The sequence below is a fragment of the Aeribacillus sp. FSL K6-2848 genome, from assembly GCF_038004325.1.
GTDB lineage: Bacteria > Bacillota > Bacilli > Bacillales > Aeribacillaceae > Aeribacillus > Aeribacillus composti.
The window spans coordinates 1432694-1449737 of record NZ_JBBOQQ010000001.1; the positions used below are offsets into that span (position 1 = coordinate 1432694).

A 17044-nucleotide genomic window follows, 5' to 3' on the forward strand; every position below is an offset into this window, starting at 1 on the left:
TAGAGAATAGTTGATGAAAAAACTTAAAAGGGAGGTGAAAGCGAGGTAATGGATAAAGAAAAGCAAGTATATAGCATGCTTGAAAAAGTGTATGATCCTGAACTGGATCAGCCGTTAACAGAGTTGGGATTTATCGATCAAGTCCTAGTGAAGGATAATCATGTTAAAGTAGTCTTTCGCCTTCCAACTTATTGGTGCTCTCCTAACTTTGCCTACATCATGGCTGAAGATATAAGGAAATATGTATCTGAGATTGAATGGGTAAAAACGGTTCAAGTTCATTTACTCGATCATTGTGCATCCGATGAAATTAATCACGGAGCATCAGCAGGAAAATCGTTTCGCGAAGTCTTCCATAATGTATCTGACGGAGATCTTGAAGAATTACGCAAAACTTTTGATATAAAAGCCTACTATGCAAGGCAAGAGAAACTGATGAAATATCTACTAAAAATAGGAATGTCAAAGGAAGAAATTACGTCTTTATCTCTACAAGAACTGAATGAACTGTCCCTGCCCGAAGAAGGGAGGCTGTTAAGAGAAAAATATTTGGAGAAGAAAAAAGTATTCCATCACTCAAGTACATTTGCCATAACAACTCCAGAAGGGAAACCATTGACTGAAGAAGAGTTTTCAGATTACTTGAAAGGCGCCAAGCTGACAAGGTTGAGCATGGAGTTTAATGCGCATTATTGCCGGGGATTGTTGGAGGCACGATATAATTTGTCTGCTGCTTATGAAGGCAGTTTGGCAAAATGATTCATAATTTTTACAGCGTACAAATAATTTCATAATAAAAGGAAAGGTGATGTAAGATGAGTAAAAATGTTCTTATTATTACTGGCGATGCTGCTGAAGCATTAGAAGTGTTTTATCCTTATTATCGTTGTATTGAAGAAAATATTAATTGTACAATTGCCTCACCTGTTAAAAAGAAGCTCCAGACGGTTGTCCATGATTTCCTTCCTGAAATGGAGACTTTTACAGAAAAATGGGCATATAAAATCGAATCTCATGCATCAGTAGATGAGATTAATCCGGCCGACTATGATGGATTAATTATCCCAGGAGGGCGTGCGCCTGAATATATTCGTATGAATCCAAAGGTTCAGGAAATTGCTGCTCACTTTTTAAAAGAAAATAAACCTCTTGGGGTGATCTGTCATGGACAATTAGTCTTAACAACTGTAAGAGAATACATCAAAGGAAGAGAGATGACAGCTTACACTGCTTGTAGACCAGAAGTGGAAGCAGCAGGAGCTACTTATGTGGAAAAAATGCTTCATGTGGATGGGAACATTGTATCGGGCCACGCTTGGCCGGATTTACCGGGATTCATGAGAGAATTCTTTAAATTGTTGAATGTAAGAGAAAAGTCTGCTGTTTAAAACATAAAAGGGCTGATGTATTTGAAAATGCAACCCGAATATCGGATACTTGAAAAAAGTTCGATATTCGGGATTTTTTGTTTCATCAGGAAAAATACGTTTATCATCGAATCCAAGATGTAAGCGGAGGAAATCCAATGAGGATGATTTGAGTGACGTTCAAATGAGACAGTTAGAGAAAATCATTGGAATGTCAAACATGTGTCCAGACGTTCTCCACATTTAGAGCAGTTCCTAATTACTTGTCTAAAAGGAAATTGCCCATTGAAAGACACTATGGACTTAATACTTGGCGTATAGCAGCAATCCCAAGTTTTCCTGCCGGTCGTCTCCCCGAACAACATTTGCCGATTGTCTTTTTTCATTCACTCCCGTTTCGATCAAATTATCCGGACTTAACGGTTTAAAGAATTTAATAACAGTAACGATATATAAAATATGACAATTCCTTCTGTTGTTTTAGGGTTAATTCCTGTCAGCTCTTCGATTTTATTTAAACGGTAGTGCAGTGTATTAATATGGATATTCATTTCCTCTGCTGTTTTTTTGATCGATTGATTATTGTTCATATAGTGTTGTAACGTTTCGATTAGAATTTGATCTTTTTCCATCATATGAATGGTTTGCTTCAAAAAATCTTTTTGCATCTCTGATGGGATATCTTCCAAGATGATTTCTAATATAAGATCCTCATAAAATACAATGCCTTTATTTTTTCGCGCTACCTTTAATGCTTTTTGTGCTTCTTTAAAAGATTTATTGATCATGTGTTTGCAAGCTGTTTTTCCTATGCCAATAGCTAAAGTGCTTTTGTATCTGTTTTCGAATCTTTTTTTTAAATCGTTTAACTGACTGTAAAAATAATTTTGTTTATAAGAAGCATCCATCTTTTTTAATACTAAAAAGCGCTCTTGCCCCCATCGAACAATAAAATGTTTTTCTTTCCCGAAGATAGAATAAAACAATTCTATGATTTCTTTTTGAATTCGATGAATATCGTAATTATTTAATGTGTGTATCTCCAATTCCATGAGTGTGCAAACATGAGTGTCATACACAGGAATGCCTAACATAAACCCGCGCTCTAAAAAATCTTTATCCACAGACGAAGCATTGATCCATTCATAAAGATACGATTCTATTCCTCTTATTTCCCATTCGTTTCTTTCAGTATAATATGCTTCTTGTATAATGAGCTCTGTCATTCTTCTAATTAAGTCCGCATAAGGCTCCACTTGTTTCGGTTCGCCAGTTATTCCGATCACTCCAATTACCTTCTTATGAAACATAATGGGCATATTGATTCCTGCTTTGACTCCTTTCAGCACTTGTGCTTTGATTTGATCAATGTAAAGCTTTTGTTTGGACTTAATAACAATCGTAGCTCCTTCATGAAAAGAGCCGATCCGACTCTCATCAGTGGAGGATATGATGATCCCATTAATATCAACTAATATGATATCCTCTTTGACTACGTCCTGAACCTCTGAAATAATTTTAGCAGCCAGCTTTGGGGATAATTGCAACTCGTATCACCACCCTTTTGGTTAAAAAGACAATAAAATAGGTATTTTTGGTATGTTAATTATATCATCATACATAGATAATATGACTCTCATTCTTTATAATAAAACGAAAAGAATAAAAGTGAGGGGTTTGAATGATTGCTCCTGATATAAAGAGGGAATTCATAAATATTGTAGGAGAAGAAAATTTTGAAGATTCGGAAGTTGAAAGGTTAGTATATTCGTATGATGCGACTCCAAATTTTCAATCGATTCCGGATGCGGTCGTTTCGCCTAGAAATACAGAGGAAGTATCTAAAATATTGCAATTATGTAATGAAAATAAAATACCGATTGTTCCGCGGGGCTCTGGTACGAACTTATGCGCCGGCACTTGTCCTGTTGAAGGAGGAATCGTTCTTCTATTTAAACATATGAACAATATTTTAGAGATCGATGAGGAAAACTTAACCGTCACATGTCAACCGGGAGTTATCACACTTGATTTAATCCATGCGGTGGAACAAAAAGGTTTGTTTTATCCACCAGACCCAAGCTCAATGAAAATATCTACAATTGGGGGAAATATTAACGAAAATTCTGGAGGATTAAGAGGACTGAAATATGGAGTAACTCGTGATTATGTGCTAGGGCTAGAGGCGGTTCTTCCTAATGGGGAAATTGTTCGAACAGGAGGAAAGCTAGCGAAAGATGTGGCAGGGTATGATTTAACGCGCTTATTTATAGGTTCTGAAGGAACGTTAGGAGTGATTACAGAAGCGACATTAAAGCTGATCCCACTGCCTGAATCAAAAAAGACAATGCTTGCTTTATTTCAAGATTTAGAAGCTGCTGCGCGTTCCGTATCGAAAATTATTGCCAATAAAGTAATTCCGGCAACTTTAGAGTTTTTAGATCAGCCGACGCTAAAAGTAGTGGAGGACTATTCACAAATCGGACTGCCAACAGACGTGCAAGCCGTATTACTGATTGAACAAGATGGAACGCCTGAAAATGTGAGTAAAGATATGAAGGTCATGGAAGAAATATGCAGGAGTGAAAACGCCGTATCTGTACAAATTGCCCAGTCAGAAGAAGAAGCTGAAGCTTTACGAACAGCGAGACGCACCGCTTTGTCCGCATTAGCCAGACTAGCACCAACTACCATTTTAGAAGATGCGACTGTTCCAAGATCAGAAATTGCCAAAATGGTCAAAGCCATTAATGAAATAGCCGCAAAACATAACGTAAAAATATGCACGTTTGGTCATGCGGGAGACGGAAACCTTCATCCTACCTGCACGACAGATATTCGGAAGAAAGATGAGATGGAACGGGTGGAAAAAGCTTTTGCTGAAATATTTGCAAAGGCCATTGAACTGGGAGGAACAATTACTGGAGAACATGGAGTAGGAGCCATGAAAGCGCCTTATTTAGAATGGAAGCTAGGGAAATCTGGCATCGATGTGATGAAGTCGATCAAAGCTGCATTGGATCCAAACAATATTATGAATCCTGGGAAATTATTTGCAAAGGATACACGAAAACGAGTGGTGATCTCAAAATGATGACAGAATCAGAAAAGCAAAATATCCAAAGAGATTTCAAGGAACGCATGGACGAAGATGAGCTGTTAAATTGTATGAGATGCGGTTTTTGTTTGCCATCTTGCCCAACTTACATTGTGTCTGGATATAAAGAAAGCCAATCACCAAGAGGAAGAATTGCCTTAATGAAGGCAGTTTATGATGGGGTCCTTCAACCGGATGATGAATTTGAAAAGTCTTTAAACTTGTGTTTAGGATGTCGTGCGTGTGAGCCGGTTTGTCCATCAGGTGTGAATTATGGACATTTATTAGAAGAAGCAAGAGACATAATTAACCAAAATAAAAAGCATTCTTTACCTGTGCGGGCAGTTCGAAATGTGGTTTTTAAACAACTATTTCCTAAGAAAAATAATTTAATCAACATAACTAGCTTAGTTGGATTTTATCAAAGCTCTGGACTTCAAAAAGCGGCACGTAAAATAGGATTTATGAAACTGTTTCCAGATCATCTCCGGGAAATGGAAAAAATATTGCCTGATGTTCCTGAGAGAAAGACACTGAAACAGCGATCTGAATATTTCCCGCCAAAAGGAGAGAAAAAAGCAACTGTTGCTTTCTTTTCCGGATGTTTAATGGACACGTTGTTTCTCGAAACAAATCATGCAACCATTCAATTATTGCAAAAAGCCGGGTGTGAAATTGTTATTCCCAAAACACAAGCATGCTGCGGAGCTTTGCATGGTCATAGCGGAGAAAAAGAACTAGCGAAAGAATTAGCAAAACAAAATATTGAAGCGTTTGGAAAAAACGAAGTAGATTATATTATAACAAACGCAGGTGGCTGTGGCGCTTTCTTGATTGAATATGATCACTTATTAAAAGATGATCCGCAATGGTCAGAGCGCGCTGAAAAATTTGTTGCAAAAATAAAAGACATTACGTCCATTTTATATGAGCTTGATTTTCACAAACAATTTCGCCTTTCACTTCCTGAACAAGTCGTCACATATCAAGATTCCTGTCACCTGAGAAACGTCATGAAAACGTCAAAAGCTCCTAGAGAATTGCTTCGTTCAATTAAAGGAGTAACATTCACAGAAATGGAAAATGCCGATAGCTGCTGCGGCTCTGCAGGCATTTATAACATTGTCGAACCGAAAACATCCATGGAAATTTTAGATCAGAAAATGGAAAAAATGAAAAAAACCAGTGCTACTACAATAGTAACAGCTAATCCAGGATGTTTCATGCAAATGAAGCTAGGAATTGAAAGAGAAGGATTAAAGGATGTAAAAGCTGTTCATATTGTGGATCTATTGTTAGAAGCAGCGAAATAACGAACAAGCACTATATTTGATGTAATTTTGAAACTTAATGTGAATGTTTAATTGTTAAGCTGCAGTTTTTTGTTCAGATGATTATGGGGGAGGACTTTCTCTAAGAAGCGGACTTGTTTGAAGTAGCTTCTACTCAAGTGTCTCAGACCTTCGAAAGCATCTGTGTCTGATTTTAAGTTAAATTCAACATAAAATGAAGAAAAGAAACGGAATGTACCGCGCATGCATTCCGTTATTTCAACCGCCATCAAGATAGATTTTACGGTTGTGAGAACATATAGATTTTTCATGAATGAAATAACTAAACGTTTCTTTTTATTCCAGACTTCATTTTCATCATTGGAGGATTTTGCTTGCGGCGTTGGCAAGTTTGCTTTCGTTTGATGATCCAGTCTAACTTTAAGCAGATTCATTCCCTTTTAGAACAAGAATATTTTTTGGGCTGTCCAGAATGAAACATCATAATCATTGATATATCAACGTTTCAAAAATATTAAAGGGGCGTCTATAAGCCGGAAAATCGACTTATTAGACAGCCCCTATGTGTAGAAGACTCCGCTCATGGAATACATTTGTTAGCATTCCGCCTCTGTGAAACATCTCAGCCAAAAGGTGCCTTCACCCGCAAACAAGTTACGATTGCTCCGCTAAAAAATAAATTTTCTTCACTTTCTCCTTAAACTGCTCAACATGAACAAACCGCGCTTCTCGCAAAACCTCTTTTCCATCGACATACAAAATTAAAACAGGTGCGGTAAATATGGATAAGTGACCGGCTATGCTCGGAATATCATCGACGTTGATAAAGCCCATTTGAATCTTTGGAAACTCAGCCAGCACTTTTTCCACCTTTGGCAGCAAAGCATGACAAACACTGCAATTTGTTTTGGATATATATAAAAATGCCAAATGATGACTATTAATAAATTGCTCGACATCTTCTATGGAAAATAAATCATGGTTTGTCTGCAAAATTCATTTCGTCCCCTTTCATGATCAAAAAACTTACTTCATTATACCATAGGAAGGTATAAAGAAATTGAACAGATGCTTCACACGTTGAGAAGCAGGAGATTCACTTGGAGGGGCTTTAGGATAGACAAGCGAGAATCCTCCCCTTTTTAAAGGGGAGATGAATCGCTTTTTTTATATTTTATAAAGACTATATGTGGTTTATTAAAGATTGAAATAATTGGTTTTTTTGTATATTTTTGATATACTATATGTATGAAGAAAACAAATTTAATTCACGCAAGAACTTGTGTTTATAATGTCAATTATCATATTGTATGGTCTGTGAAATATCGAAAGAAGGTTTTGACACAAGAGGTTGAGTTATATCTCAAGAAAATTTTTAAAGAGATTGCAGAAGAAAAAGGTTTTCTGTTGCAGATGGTAGAGGTGGGTGAACAAGATCATATTCATGTATTTGTATCAGCTCATCCAAAAATAGCACCTTCTTATATTGTCAAAATGTTAAAAGGGATTTCAGGGAGAAAAATTTTTCTGCAATTTCCTGAAATCAAACAAAAATTATGGAAAGGAGTATTATGGAACTCTAGTTATTATATTGAAACCGTTGGCTCTATTAGTGAGGATGTCATAAAACGCTATATTGCTAACCAAAAGAAAGGTGGTGACTAAATGAAAAAGGTATCGTATTTCACCTATAAAGCGAATCGAACCAATCAAATCATCTTATATCACTTGTGTTATGCCAGTCGTAAGTTATGGAATGTGGGGAACTATGAAAAACGGAATTGGTCGAAAGAACAAGGTGTACCGTTCCCGAATTGGTATGAACAGAAAAAACGATTAAAAACACATTTTTGGTATAAACAATTACCTGCTCAATCAGCACAAGAGGTCTTAAAAGTCTTGCAAGAAGCGTGGGTGTCTTTTTTCAAACTAAAGGAAAGCAATGGAATAGATAATCCACAACCACCACGATTCAAACATCAAAACTTTAATGTCCGTTTTCTAAATAACAGTTTCAAATTGGTGGAGAACAATACCAAAATTCGTTTACCCATTCCAAAGGCTCAAAAAGCCTTTTTAAAAGAAACGTATGGATTGGAAGAAAGTTATCTTTATATCCCGATTCCGAAACATATCGAAATCGAAAAGATAAAACTGATTGAAGTGAAACCCATCAGTCGAAAAGAATATACGATTTATCTGATTCAAGAATACAAAGATGTACCATTGAAACAAAAGAATAGCACGAAATTTTTATCGATTGACTTAGGGATTGCCAATGCGATGACTTGTTATGATTATCAAGGAAAAGCACACATCATTTCAGGAAGGCAATGGCTATCCGTTGAACGCTACTTTCATAAACAAATCGCCCATTTTCAAGCGATTGGTTTCGCTCAACAATGTGCTAAAGGAATACAATACCCGAAACCTTCCAGACGTGTGTTACAACTTTATCAAAAGAAAAGAAAACAAGTGCATCACATGTTGCATTGTATGACAAGAAAAGTGATTGATATTGCTCTGCAACAAGGAGTCGAAACGATTGTGATTGGTGACATTACAGGTATACGAGAACAAGCGAAATTCAACAAGAAAACGAATCAAAAATTGCATGGTTTTCCGTATGCGAAAATCATTCAAATGATACGGTATAAAGCGCAGGAGCAAGGAATAGATGTTCGTTTATTAACCGAAGAATACACCTCTCAAGCATGTTCAGTATGCCAAATGTTCCCTTGTGAAGAAAACGCAAAGCCGAGTAATCGGATTCATCGAGGGTTATATGTATGTAACGACTGTCATACAACCATCAATGCGGATGTGAATGGTGCTATCAATATCAGCAAAAAGTATCTGAAAGAGATTAAGGCTTTATCTCAATCAGTAGTGGTGTTGGACACGCCGACTGTGTATACGTTTAACGGACAACAGTTCGTTGCGTAGAACAGGAAGCTCGTCATTTCAATGACGAGTAGTTCACATCGTTATAACGATAATATACAAACGTTAAAAGTGATGGTGCCAAACAAAACGATCTGCTAAAGTACTCATGATGAGGTTAGATCAACAACAGAAATACATAAAGGAAAGGGATGAACTTCTCACGCGGTTTCTAAAGGAATCCATGGAGACACGCAAAATGATCACTGTGGCCAAAGAGGAAGAGCAAAAGAAGAAAAAGTGTTTTGGTCTCTTCATCTCTTTTGTGATTGTTCATTTCGCATGCATCCTCTTTTCCCTCAAGTTCAGTATTCATGCGAGAATCAAAATTGTACATTTATTAAATTAGCATTCATATGCATCTTCGCTCTGTATGAGTAAAATGTTTGTTGGAGAAAGATAAGATCCTTTCCGTTAGAAGCAAGAGTTTCTCTTAAATGGTAGGGGGAAAGGCAAAATAAATGCAAAAAGGACTCTCTTCCTGTATTGTGATAAGTGCACAAACCAAACACAAGGAGAAAAGAGTGTACTATGTAAGAGTTTATCACAGGTGGGCAAACATTAAAAGAGATCGAAATGGAATTATTTTCGATGATTCAAGAAACCTTCGGGGAACTGCTTCAACAGGTGTTGGAGTACATCGATCAAGAACTGGCAAAACATCGGGATAAAAATCGTTATTACTTGAAAGATAAACGAACGGTACGAATCCAAACATTATTTGGGGAGGTGGAGGTCAGACGCAATTATTATTTGGATCGTGAGAAAACAAGCATACACCTGTTTATTGGATCATTTTCTATGCTTTGATGGAACAAAGGAGATCAGTCTATTGTTGGAGGAAACCCTCATGGAATTAGTCGTCACCGATCCTTTCCACCTCCAAGCTGCAGAGGCGTTTGAAAAGATGGCAGGGTATGCGGTAATGAACCATGAAACGATTCGCCAGTAGTTCTACAGGCGACGGTGGAGATGCATCGTCGGGTGAAGATGAGGCGCCGTGTGTTGTTTGCGGAGGCAGACGGACTGCACGTGAAACGGCAACAAAGCCGCCGAAAAGGGAATAAGAAAAGATCTTGTTGGTTCTTCAAGGCTGAGAACGAAACGGAAAACGGGTGCCCTTGGTAAACAAACGTCACTATGTGCATCAGACGAAATGAGCCGGTGTAGGAAGGGATTGAAAGGTTTATGATGGAAGAATACAGCTATGACCCGATGGTGGACTGGTTTTCTGAATGGAGATAGAACCGCGTGGATCACCGCTTGCCGGGAGTATTTCGGAAAACGGCAGGAACACCGATTTACAAGCATTAAAAGTGTTGAAAGGATTTAAAAAAACAAAAGAGGCACATACAAACAGGATGAGATGGTTGGCGAACGCTTACAAAACAGATCGTAAAAACGAAATATACCCAAAAAATCAAAACAGCAAAAAAATCCCCATCAAAATCTTGTCTCAATCTCTCTGCAAATCTATTACAATAGAAATAAAAACATAATTTATAAGGTGATGCATAATGGATTCTTCATGGCTGAAGCCGATTTCGGAAGCAAAGTATTTGGCAACGGACAATGCTTATCGCTATCGGGCGATTTTACGATATTTTTATATGCAGCATGAACGAATGCGGCAATATTTGTTTCCTGAAGAAGTATTTGCATTTTTAAAAGAACATAAGGAGTTTCAGAACTATACGGAAGACGATCTCCAGCAGGATTTAGATCAGCTTGTCAAATGGAAAAACTTAATTGCTCGGCAAGAGACGGTGAATATTCGCACAATCGAAGAATTTAAAAAGAAACGGTTTCGTTATCAATGCAGTCCTTACACGGTTGAAATTGAGAGGATGATCCGCACGTTAGAGAAGCTAGGGGATTCATTCGGAGGATCTTTAGAAAAAACGCGTTTTGACCGTTTATACTCTTCACTCGTTCGAATAGAAAATATTATACAAAACGATTTTCAAGAAAAACGAGAAGAGATTAATCAAATTTGGGAAGAAACATTCGATTATTTCAAAAAAATCATTCAAAATTCTGCGGATTACATCGCTTACCTTAACAGTGAGAACACGGAAGAACGAATGATGTCGGAAGCCTTTCTTGTATATAAAGAAAAATTTACGACATATTTACGCGATTTCATCGTTGCCTTACAGAAAACATCGTTAAAAATTGAAAAGTTGTTGGAAGATATCAGAGAAGATGATGTTCACAAACTAGTCGCAATTGTTGCTGATTATCAAATGACGATTCCTCGATTAGAAGAAATGGAAGTGACGAAAGAACAACTTGAAGAAGATTTATTCGAAAAGTGGAGAGGTCTAAAAGAATGGTTTTTAGGCAGAGAAGGACGTGAAAGTGAATTGTATTTTCTTCAGCACCAAACGAATGAAGCCATTCGCCGCATGACTCGGGTCGTGCAAAGGCTGGGGGAACGTCATCACAATTTCCGCAGCCGCAAGAAAGATTTTCTCCATTTAGCAAAGTGGTTTTCCGAGCTTCCGAGTTTAGTAGATGCCCACCGACTATCCTCTGTTGTTTTCGGCTGTTTCCATACAAAGCATCTCATAACAGAGAACGATGCAACAGAAAACTTTTATCGTGATATTTGGGAAGAAGAGCCGACAGAATGGACGGTAAAGCCTCGCGTTCGCCATTACCGTGAAAAGAAAAAGCCGGAAGCGATCGAAACACATGAAAAAGAGAAACAGGAGATGAAGGAGAAATTTTTGCTGGAGAAAAAACGTGAGAAAGAAGAGTTAGAGAACCTCATTCAAGACAATAAAATCGTATTACGAGAGTTGCCGGTGATCGAACCGCACATTCGAAAAACATTGTTAAGCTGGATAGCAAAATCAATGACAAAACAAGACGGAGTCGTAAAAACGGAAAACGGGTGGAAAGTGAAAATCTTGCAAAAGGATTCTTCCTCGATTCAATTGAAAGCCTCTGACGGTACACTTACGATGCCGAATTATGAACTTTATGTCCTCGAAAAGGGAGAGATGTAACATTGGAAAAGACGGAGCAAGGGTTTGATGAAAAAGCGAAAGAAGCCATGACAGCCCTGTTTGAAAACTTCTGGATTGTCCGGGAAGAGGAACCAGAGCTTTATCAAAAGATTAGAGAACGTGAAAAAGTATTGAAACGTTACTTGCAAGAAAAGTTTGGATATCGGCTAATCATTCACCGCTATTTTGCAAAGCTCGAGAAAATCCCGGCTGAGCCAGAATCGTGGATGGGTATTCAAGATTTTCAAGATATATTAGATTATGCCCTGTTTTGCTGCTTATTAGCATATTTAGAGAGCAAAGCCGTCGATGAGAAATTTCTTCTGTCCGATTTATGTGAAGAGATTCAAGCGATGTATCCCGGGGAACTGCCAATCGATTGGACGAATTATCAACATCGGAAGTCGCTCATTCGGGTGCTGAGGACGTCGGAGCAAATTGGTATCGTAAAACGCGTCGATGGGGATCTTGAAGGGTTTGCAAATAAAGAAGACCATGAAGCACTCTATGAAGTTCCCGTTGTATCCCGCTATTTTATGAGATCATATCCGAAAGACTTGTTTCAATATGAAACGATAGAGGAGATTTTAGAAGAAGAATGGAAAGCGTCCCCGCAAGACTATCGCCGCCATCGGATATATCGGCAACTATTTTTATCGCCAGCCATTTATCGAAGACAAAAAGACGATCCTGACTTTTATTATTTAAGAAACTTTCGCCATCGCTTGCGGGAAGATATTGAAAAACATACTGATTATCACTATGAACTTTTTAAAAATGCGGCACTTTTAACTTTACCGGAACGTCAAAGCCGCTATACGCTGTTTCCAGATCAAAAAGGTACTTCGGAGATTATTCTTCATTTTTCCAAAATTATTCGCCAGCATCTTGATGTTCACATGCCTGATGAATATGGACAAATCCGCTTAACACCAAATGATTTTTTAGGTCTGTTAAAAAAATGCCGTGACGAATTTTCCGAAGGATGGAGTAAAACATACCGCGACATGACAATCTCTCAGCTTTCTGATGAAGTATTGAGTGCATTAAAGGAGTGGAAAATGGCAGAACGTGAAGCGGAGACTGGGATGATTATTCTCTACCCTCTTTTAGGTCGATTAGTCGGAACATATCCTGATGATTTTCTAATGAAAGGAACGAATGAAGATGACGAGTAAATGGGAGTTATATCGAGCGGGAGTGTTAAATTTTTGGTATTATGATGAAGAATTTTTTTATTTCGCAGACGGAAAACTTCTATTGCGTGGAAGCAACGGCTCCGGCAAATCGGTGACGATGCAAAGTTTTCTTCCGGTTCTGCTTGATGGAAAAAAGAGTCCTGACCGCCTCGATCCGTTCGGTTCCCGAGCTAGAAGAATGGAAGATTACTTGCTTGGGGAAAAAGAACTCGTCGACAGGGACGAACGAACAGGCTATTTATTTTTAGAATATAAGCGGAAAAACTCTGAACAATATATCACAACGGGTATCGGCTTACGGGCAAAACGGCAGAAAAATATGGATTTTTGGGGATTTGTCGTTTTTGACAATCGGCGCATCGGCAAAGACTTGCGTTTATATAAAGAAGAAAAGACAGACGGGAAGACGCAAAAAATTCCTTTAACGAAACGGGAGTTGATCACTGTTATTGGTGAAGGCGGTACGGTTGTTGATTCGCAACGTGAATATATGGAGTTAGTGAATAAACATATTTTTCGATTTGAGTCGCTTGATGCGTTCCACGAATTGATTGAATTACTCATTCAATTACGCAGTCCGAAGCTTTCAAAAGATTTTAAGCCAACTGTGATCTACGAAATATTAGAAAGCTCGCTGCCAGCACTTACAGATGAAGAGCTGCGACACTTGTCAGAAACGATAGAAAATATGGATCAAGCAAAACAACAATTAGAACAGCTTGAAAAAGACGAGAAGGCTCTAAAGCATCTTTGCCAGCATTATTCGACTTACAATGAGTATATGTTGGCTGAGAAAGCGAATGAATATGTAAAATCGGAAAAAAGCTTTAAAAAGTTAGCTGAAGAAAAGAAACAGTTTGTCGCACAACATCGTGAATATGAGGAAACACTTGCGACATTGAAAGAAGAGACTCAACAATTATCGATTGAACAAGAAGTGCTGCGTAAACGGGAACTTGATTTATCCAATCATGAAGTGTTTCAGGCAGAAGAAAAGCGTAATGAAACAGCGGAAAAACTGCAGAATGTAAACAAAGAGCTCAAAAAGAAAGAAAGATTTATAGATGAAAAACGAGAGCAAGAACGGAAAATTGAACAAAACTTAAACATGTATGAAGAACGTTTCGAACAGTTATTGAAAAAGCTAACAGAACAGTTAGAAATGATGCGGAACGATGCGTTAGAAAGCTCTTTTTCCGAGCATACAATCAACGAAGAAGATTTTCAGCGGAACCGAGAATATGAATTTGATTTTACCGTATGGAAGCGGGAAGCTAATGCACATTTTGATCGACTGGAGCAAATTAACGGACTTTGGAAAGAACATGATGAAATTCAATTACGTTATGAAGAAACGTATAAAGAGCTCGGCGAATTAAATAGGGAATTAGACCAACTAAAAAATGAAGAGAAAAAATGGTATGAACTGGTTGAAGACGAAAAATCCCGTTTGCAGGAAAGCGTGTTTGAATGGAGCAAAATGTATCCGGATATAAAGGTGGATGACGAAGCATTTCAAGTATTTTTACAAAGGTTGAATGAGCTATATGAGCGCTATCATTTCGAAGAGGTGAAACAACCGTTTACGAATCAATATTATCAATCTTTAGAATCGTGGAAAGCGGAAAAAATTAAAAAACAACATGAAATGAAATTGATAGAAAATGAAATTCGTGAAACGGAAGAAAAATTACGTTATTGGAAGGAACAAAAAGATCCTGAACCAGAACGAGACATGCAAACGGTGCAAACAAGGGTTTTGTTAAAAGAGAAAGGAATACCTTACGTTCCGTTTTATGCAGCTGTGGAATTTCAGGAGCACGTTTCTGAAGAGTTGCGGGAACGGATCGAATCTACATTAAATCATGCTGGATTGCTCGACGCTTTAATTGTGGAAGCGGATTTAGATATCCAATATGATCGAGTAATCATGCCAAACCCGGCAATGATGGCACACACGCTAGAGGATTATTTAAAACCTGATGTAGAGAATGACTCAGGTGTTACTAAGGAACGAATCGAAGCGGTATTGCGCAGTATAATCGTATCGGACGAACAGCAAGGTAACGAATATTTTGTCATTAACGAAGCCGGACAATATTCACTAGGACTTTTAAAAGGACATGCCCCTGAAAGGGAAAAGGCAAAGTATATTGGAAGAGCCGCACGGAAACGGCTGCGTCTTGAGAAAATTCAGCAATTTGAGGAAGAATTACAGCTTTTAAACACTCAACTAAGAGAAAAACGAGAGCAGCTCGCGGCAGTGGATGAACGAATTCGCCATATTACGGAAGGGTTTCAATCGTTTCCAACTGACCAAAATGTCAAATATGCCTATGACCAGTGGAAGGAAACGAAACTCAAAGTAGAGAGCAAAGAAAAAGAAACAGAAAAGAAAAATGAAAAATTAGGTCAAATTGCTCGAAAATGGCAGCAAGTGAAAAATACTTTGCGCAACAAGACAGAAGGACTGGACCTTAAGTTTTCGAAAAAAGGGTACGAAGATGCTTTGTCTTATATGAAATCATATTTAAAAGAGTTAAATGATGTACAAATTACGCATGGAAACATCGTGCATACCGATGAAATGATCAAAAACCTAAATGATCAGCTTGAAGCATTACAAAACGAAATAGACGAAGCGAAAGGCGAAATCAATGTTCTTCTCGATCAACAACAGCGAGTATCACTTGAACTTGAGCATATCGAATCGATGTTAACGAAAATGGGAGCGGAACATATTCGTCAAGAGATTCAACAGATTCGAGAACGACTAACGTTTTTAAAAACGGAAATTCCTGAGAAAATTAAGAAACAAGCAGACATCGGGAATCAACTTTCAAACATGAAAAACAAATTAAGCAGTTTAGAGAGAAAACTGGAATTTGCAAAGGTTCTTGTCCAAGCATGGGAAGAGCTATTTGCCAAAGAATTGGAACGAGGGCTAGTGTTTGTTGACGAAAATGAAACAGGCTCGCTTTTGGACAAAGCAATAGACATTTCCAAGAAATATGGTTCTGTATTAAAAGAGAATACACGACTTTCTGTCACCGAACGATTAAACCGAATATTTTTCCAAGAACAACCGAATTTAATCGAATATCGTCCGGCACAGGAACCTGCCGATTGGAACAAACAAAATCCGTTCGTCGAGCTTTCATTAGATGAGGAATCGGAGCTAAAAGCGAACGATTTGAAGGAAAAAGCAGGACGTATCATCATTTTACTAGACTACAAAGGACAACGCGTTACACCATATTATGTATTAAAAGAGATTGAAAAAGATATATTGCTGCAAAAAGAATATATTAACGAACAGGACCGCGAATTGTATGAAGATATTATTTTGAAAACGATCGGGCGAATATTGCGAAGCCGCATACAGCGTGCCGAACGCTGGGTAAAAGATATGAACGCATTAATGGAAAAACGTGATACTTCTTCAGGTCTGACGTTTTCAATTCAATGGAAGCCGAAGACCGCGGAAACCGAAGAAGAAATGGACACGAAAGATTTAGTCGAATTGTTGCGAATGAATTCGCGGCTGCTAAAGGAAGAAGATTTGCAGCGGGTTACGATGCATTTCCGCTCAAAAATCAACCGAGCGAGAGAAATGCTTGAAGAAAGTGGGCAAGGCAATACGTTGCACCAAGTCATTAAAGAAGTGCTCGATTACCGAAAGTGGTTCTCGTTTACGCTTTATTACCAAAAAACAAATGAACCAAAGCGGGAATTAACGAACCAAAAGTTTTATAAATTTAGCGGCGGAGAAAAGGCGATGGCGATGTATATTCCACTTTTTGCCGCGGCATATTCACGATATCAAGAGGCTGCAGAGGATGCTCCATATATTATTTCGTTAGATGAAGCGTTTGCCGGTGTTGATGAAAATAACATTCGTGATATGTTTGCTTTAGTCGAAGAGCTTGGTTTCAATTATATCATGAACTCTCAGGCGCTTTGGGGAGACTACGACACGGTACCATCGCTTTCTATTTGCGAGCTAGTTCGCCCGAAAAATGCACCGTACGTTACGGTTATTCGTTATCATTGGGATGGAAAAGTGAAACGACTTGCGTCAAATCTGGATGAAGAATTTACTTTTACATCATCCATATAGGAAGGATGGTTC

At 38.1% G+C, this 17044-nt stretch carries 15 protein-coding genes; 12 read left to right on the forward strand and 3 right to left on the reverse strand.

Going from position 1 to position 17044, the window contains the following annotated elements; all coding sequences use genetic code 11:
* Positions 1-48 precede the first annotated feature (48 nt).
* Both NSS70_RS07130 and NSS70_RS07135 read left to right on the forward strand, forming a co-directional pair.
* Positions 49-759, forward strand: coding sequence for an iron-sulfur cluster assembly protein (locus NSS70_RS07130; RefSeq protein WP_117017476.1), 711 nt, complete (start codon positions 49-51; stop codon positions 757-759).
* Positions 760-815: 56 nt separating this feature from the next.
* Positions 816-1388, forward strand: a complete 573-nt coding sequence (locus tag NSS70_RS07135; protein WP_063386439.1) for a DJ-1/PfpI family protein — start codon at positions 816-818, stop codon at positions 1386-1388.
* Positions 1389-1783: 395 nt separating this feature from the next.
* Here the strand turns inward: NSS70_RS07135 and NSS70_RS07140 are convergent, their stop codons facing one another.
* Positions 1784-2914 carry a CdaR family transcriptional regulator gene (locus tag NSS70_RS07140; RefSeq protein ID WP_130157612.1) on the reverse strand — a complete coding sequence of 377 codons (1131 nt, stop codon included), beginning with the start codon at positions 2912-2914 and terminating at the stop codon, positions 1784-1786.
* Between the two features lie 134 nt (positions 2915-3048).
* On the opposite strand from NSS70_RS07140, the gene glcD reads away from it, so the two are divergent.
* Complete coding sequence (gene glcD / locus NSS70_RS07145; protein ID WP_340881146.1) at positions 3049-4461, forward strand: glycolate oxidase subunit GlcD; 1413 nt, start codon at positions 3049-3051, stop codon at positions 4459-4461.
* Positions 4461-5777, forward strand: coding sequence for a (Fe-S)-binding protein (locus tag NSS70_RS07150; protein ID WP_340882482.1), 1317 nt, complete (start codon positions 4461-4463; stop codon positions 5775-5777). Before glcD ends, NSS70_RS07150 begins: the two co-directional genes overlap by 1 nt.
* A gap of 47 nt (positions 5778-5824) precedes the next feature.
* Here NSS70_RS07150 and NSS70_RS07155 read toward each other — a convergent pair whose 3' ends face one another.
* Positions 5825-6190 (reverse strand): hypothetical protein, encoded by a 366-nt coding sequence (locus tag NSS70_RS07155; protein ID WP_340881147.1) that lies wholly within the window; start codon positions 6188-6190, stop codon positions 5825-5827.
* A gap of 220 nt (positions 6191-6410) precedes the next feature.
* The gene (locus NSS70_RS07160; RefSeq protein WP_144597540.1) at positions 6411-6749 is read right to left on the reverse strand and encodes a thioredoxin family protein; all 339 of its coding nucleotides are present in this window, start codon (positions 6747-6749) and stop codon (positions 6411-6413) included.
* Between the two features lie 255 nt (positions 6750-7004).
* On the opposite strand from NSS70_RS07160, the gene tnpA reads away from it, so the two are divergent.
* The 8 genes from tnpA (at position 7005) to NSS70_RS07200 (ending at position 17032) form a co-directional block, all read left to right on the forward strand.
* A complete protein-coding gene (gene tnpA, locus NSS70_RS07165) occupies positions 7005-7421 on the forward strand; it encodes an IS200/IS605 family transposase (RefSeq protein WP_094246129.1) in 417 nt (138 codons plus the stop codon).
* The gene (locus NSS70_RS07170; RefSeq protein WP_094246128.1) at positions 7422-8702 is read left to right on the forward strand and encodes an RNA-guided endonuclease InsQ/TnpB family protein; all 1281 of its coding nucleotides are present in this window, start codon (positions 7422-7424) and stop codon (positions 8700-8702) included.
* A 573-nt stretch (positions 8703-9275) separates the two neighbouring features.
* A complete protein-coding gene (locus tag NSS70_RS07175; RefSeq protein WP_240326833.1) occupies positions 9276-9509 on the forward strand; it encodes a UPF0236 family transposase-like protein in 234 nt (77 codons plus the stop codon).
* Complete coding sequence (locus NSS70_RS07180) at positions 9460-9651, forward strand: UPF0236 family transposase-like protein (RefSeq protein ID WP_240326831.1); 192 nt, start codon at positions 9460-9462, stop codon at positions 9649-9651. Before NSS70_RS07175 ends, NSS70_RS07180 begins: the two co-directional genes overlap by 50 nt.
* A 283-nt stretch (positions 9652-9934) precedes the next feature.
* The gene (locus tag NSS70_RS07185) at positions 9935-10198 is read left to right on the forward strand and encodes a hypothetical protein (protein WP_063386432.1); all 264 of its coding nucleotides are present in this window, start codon (positions 9935-9937) and stop codon (positions 10196-10198) included.
* Between the two features lie 18 nt (positions 10199-10216).
* Positions 10217-11713: a TIGR02677 family protein gene (locus NSS70_RS07190; RefSeq protein WP_340806833.1), complete on the forward strand. Its 1497-nt coding sequence runs from the start codon at positions 10217-10219 to the stop codon at positions 11711-11713.
* Positions 11714-11760: 47 nt separating this feature from the next.
* Positions 11761-12891 (forward strand): TIGR02678 family protein, encoded by a 1131-nt coding sequence (locus NSS70_RS07195; RefSeq protein ID WP_117017513.1) that lies wholly within the window; start codon positions 11761-11763, stop codon positions 12889-12891.
* On the forward strand, positions 12881-17032 hold the full coding sequence (locus NSS70_RS07200; RefSeq protein WP_340881149.1) for a TIGR02680 family protein: 4152 nt from the start codon (positions 12881-12883) through the stop codon (positions 17030-17032). Before NSS70_RS07195 ends, NSS70_RS07200 begins: the two co-directional genes overlap by 11 nt.
* Positions 17033-17044 lie beyond the last annotated feature (12 nt).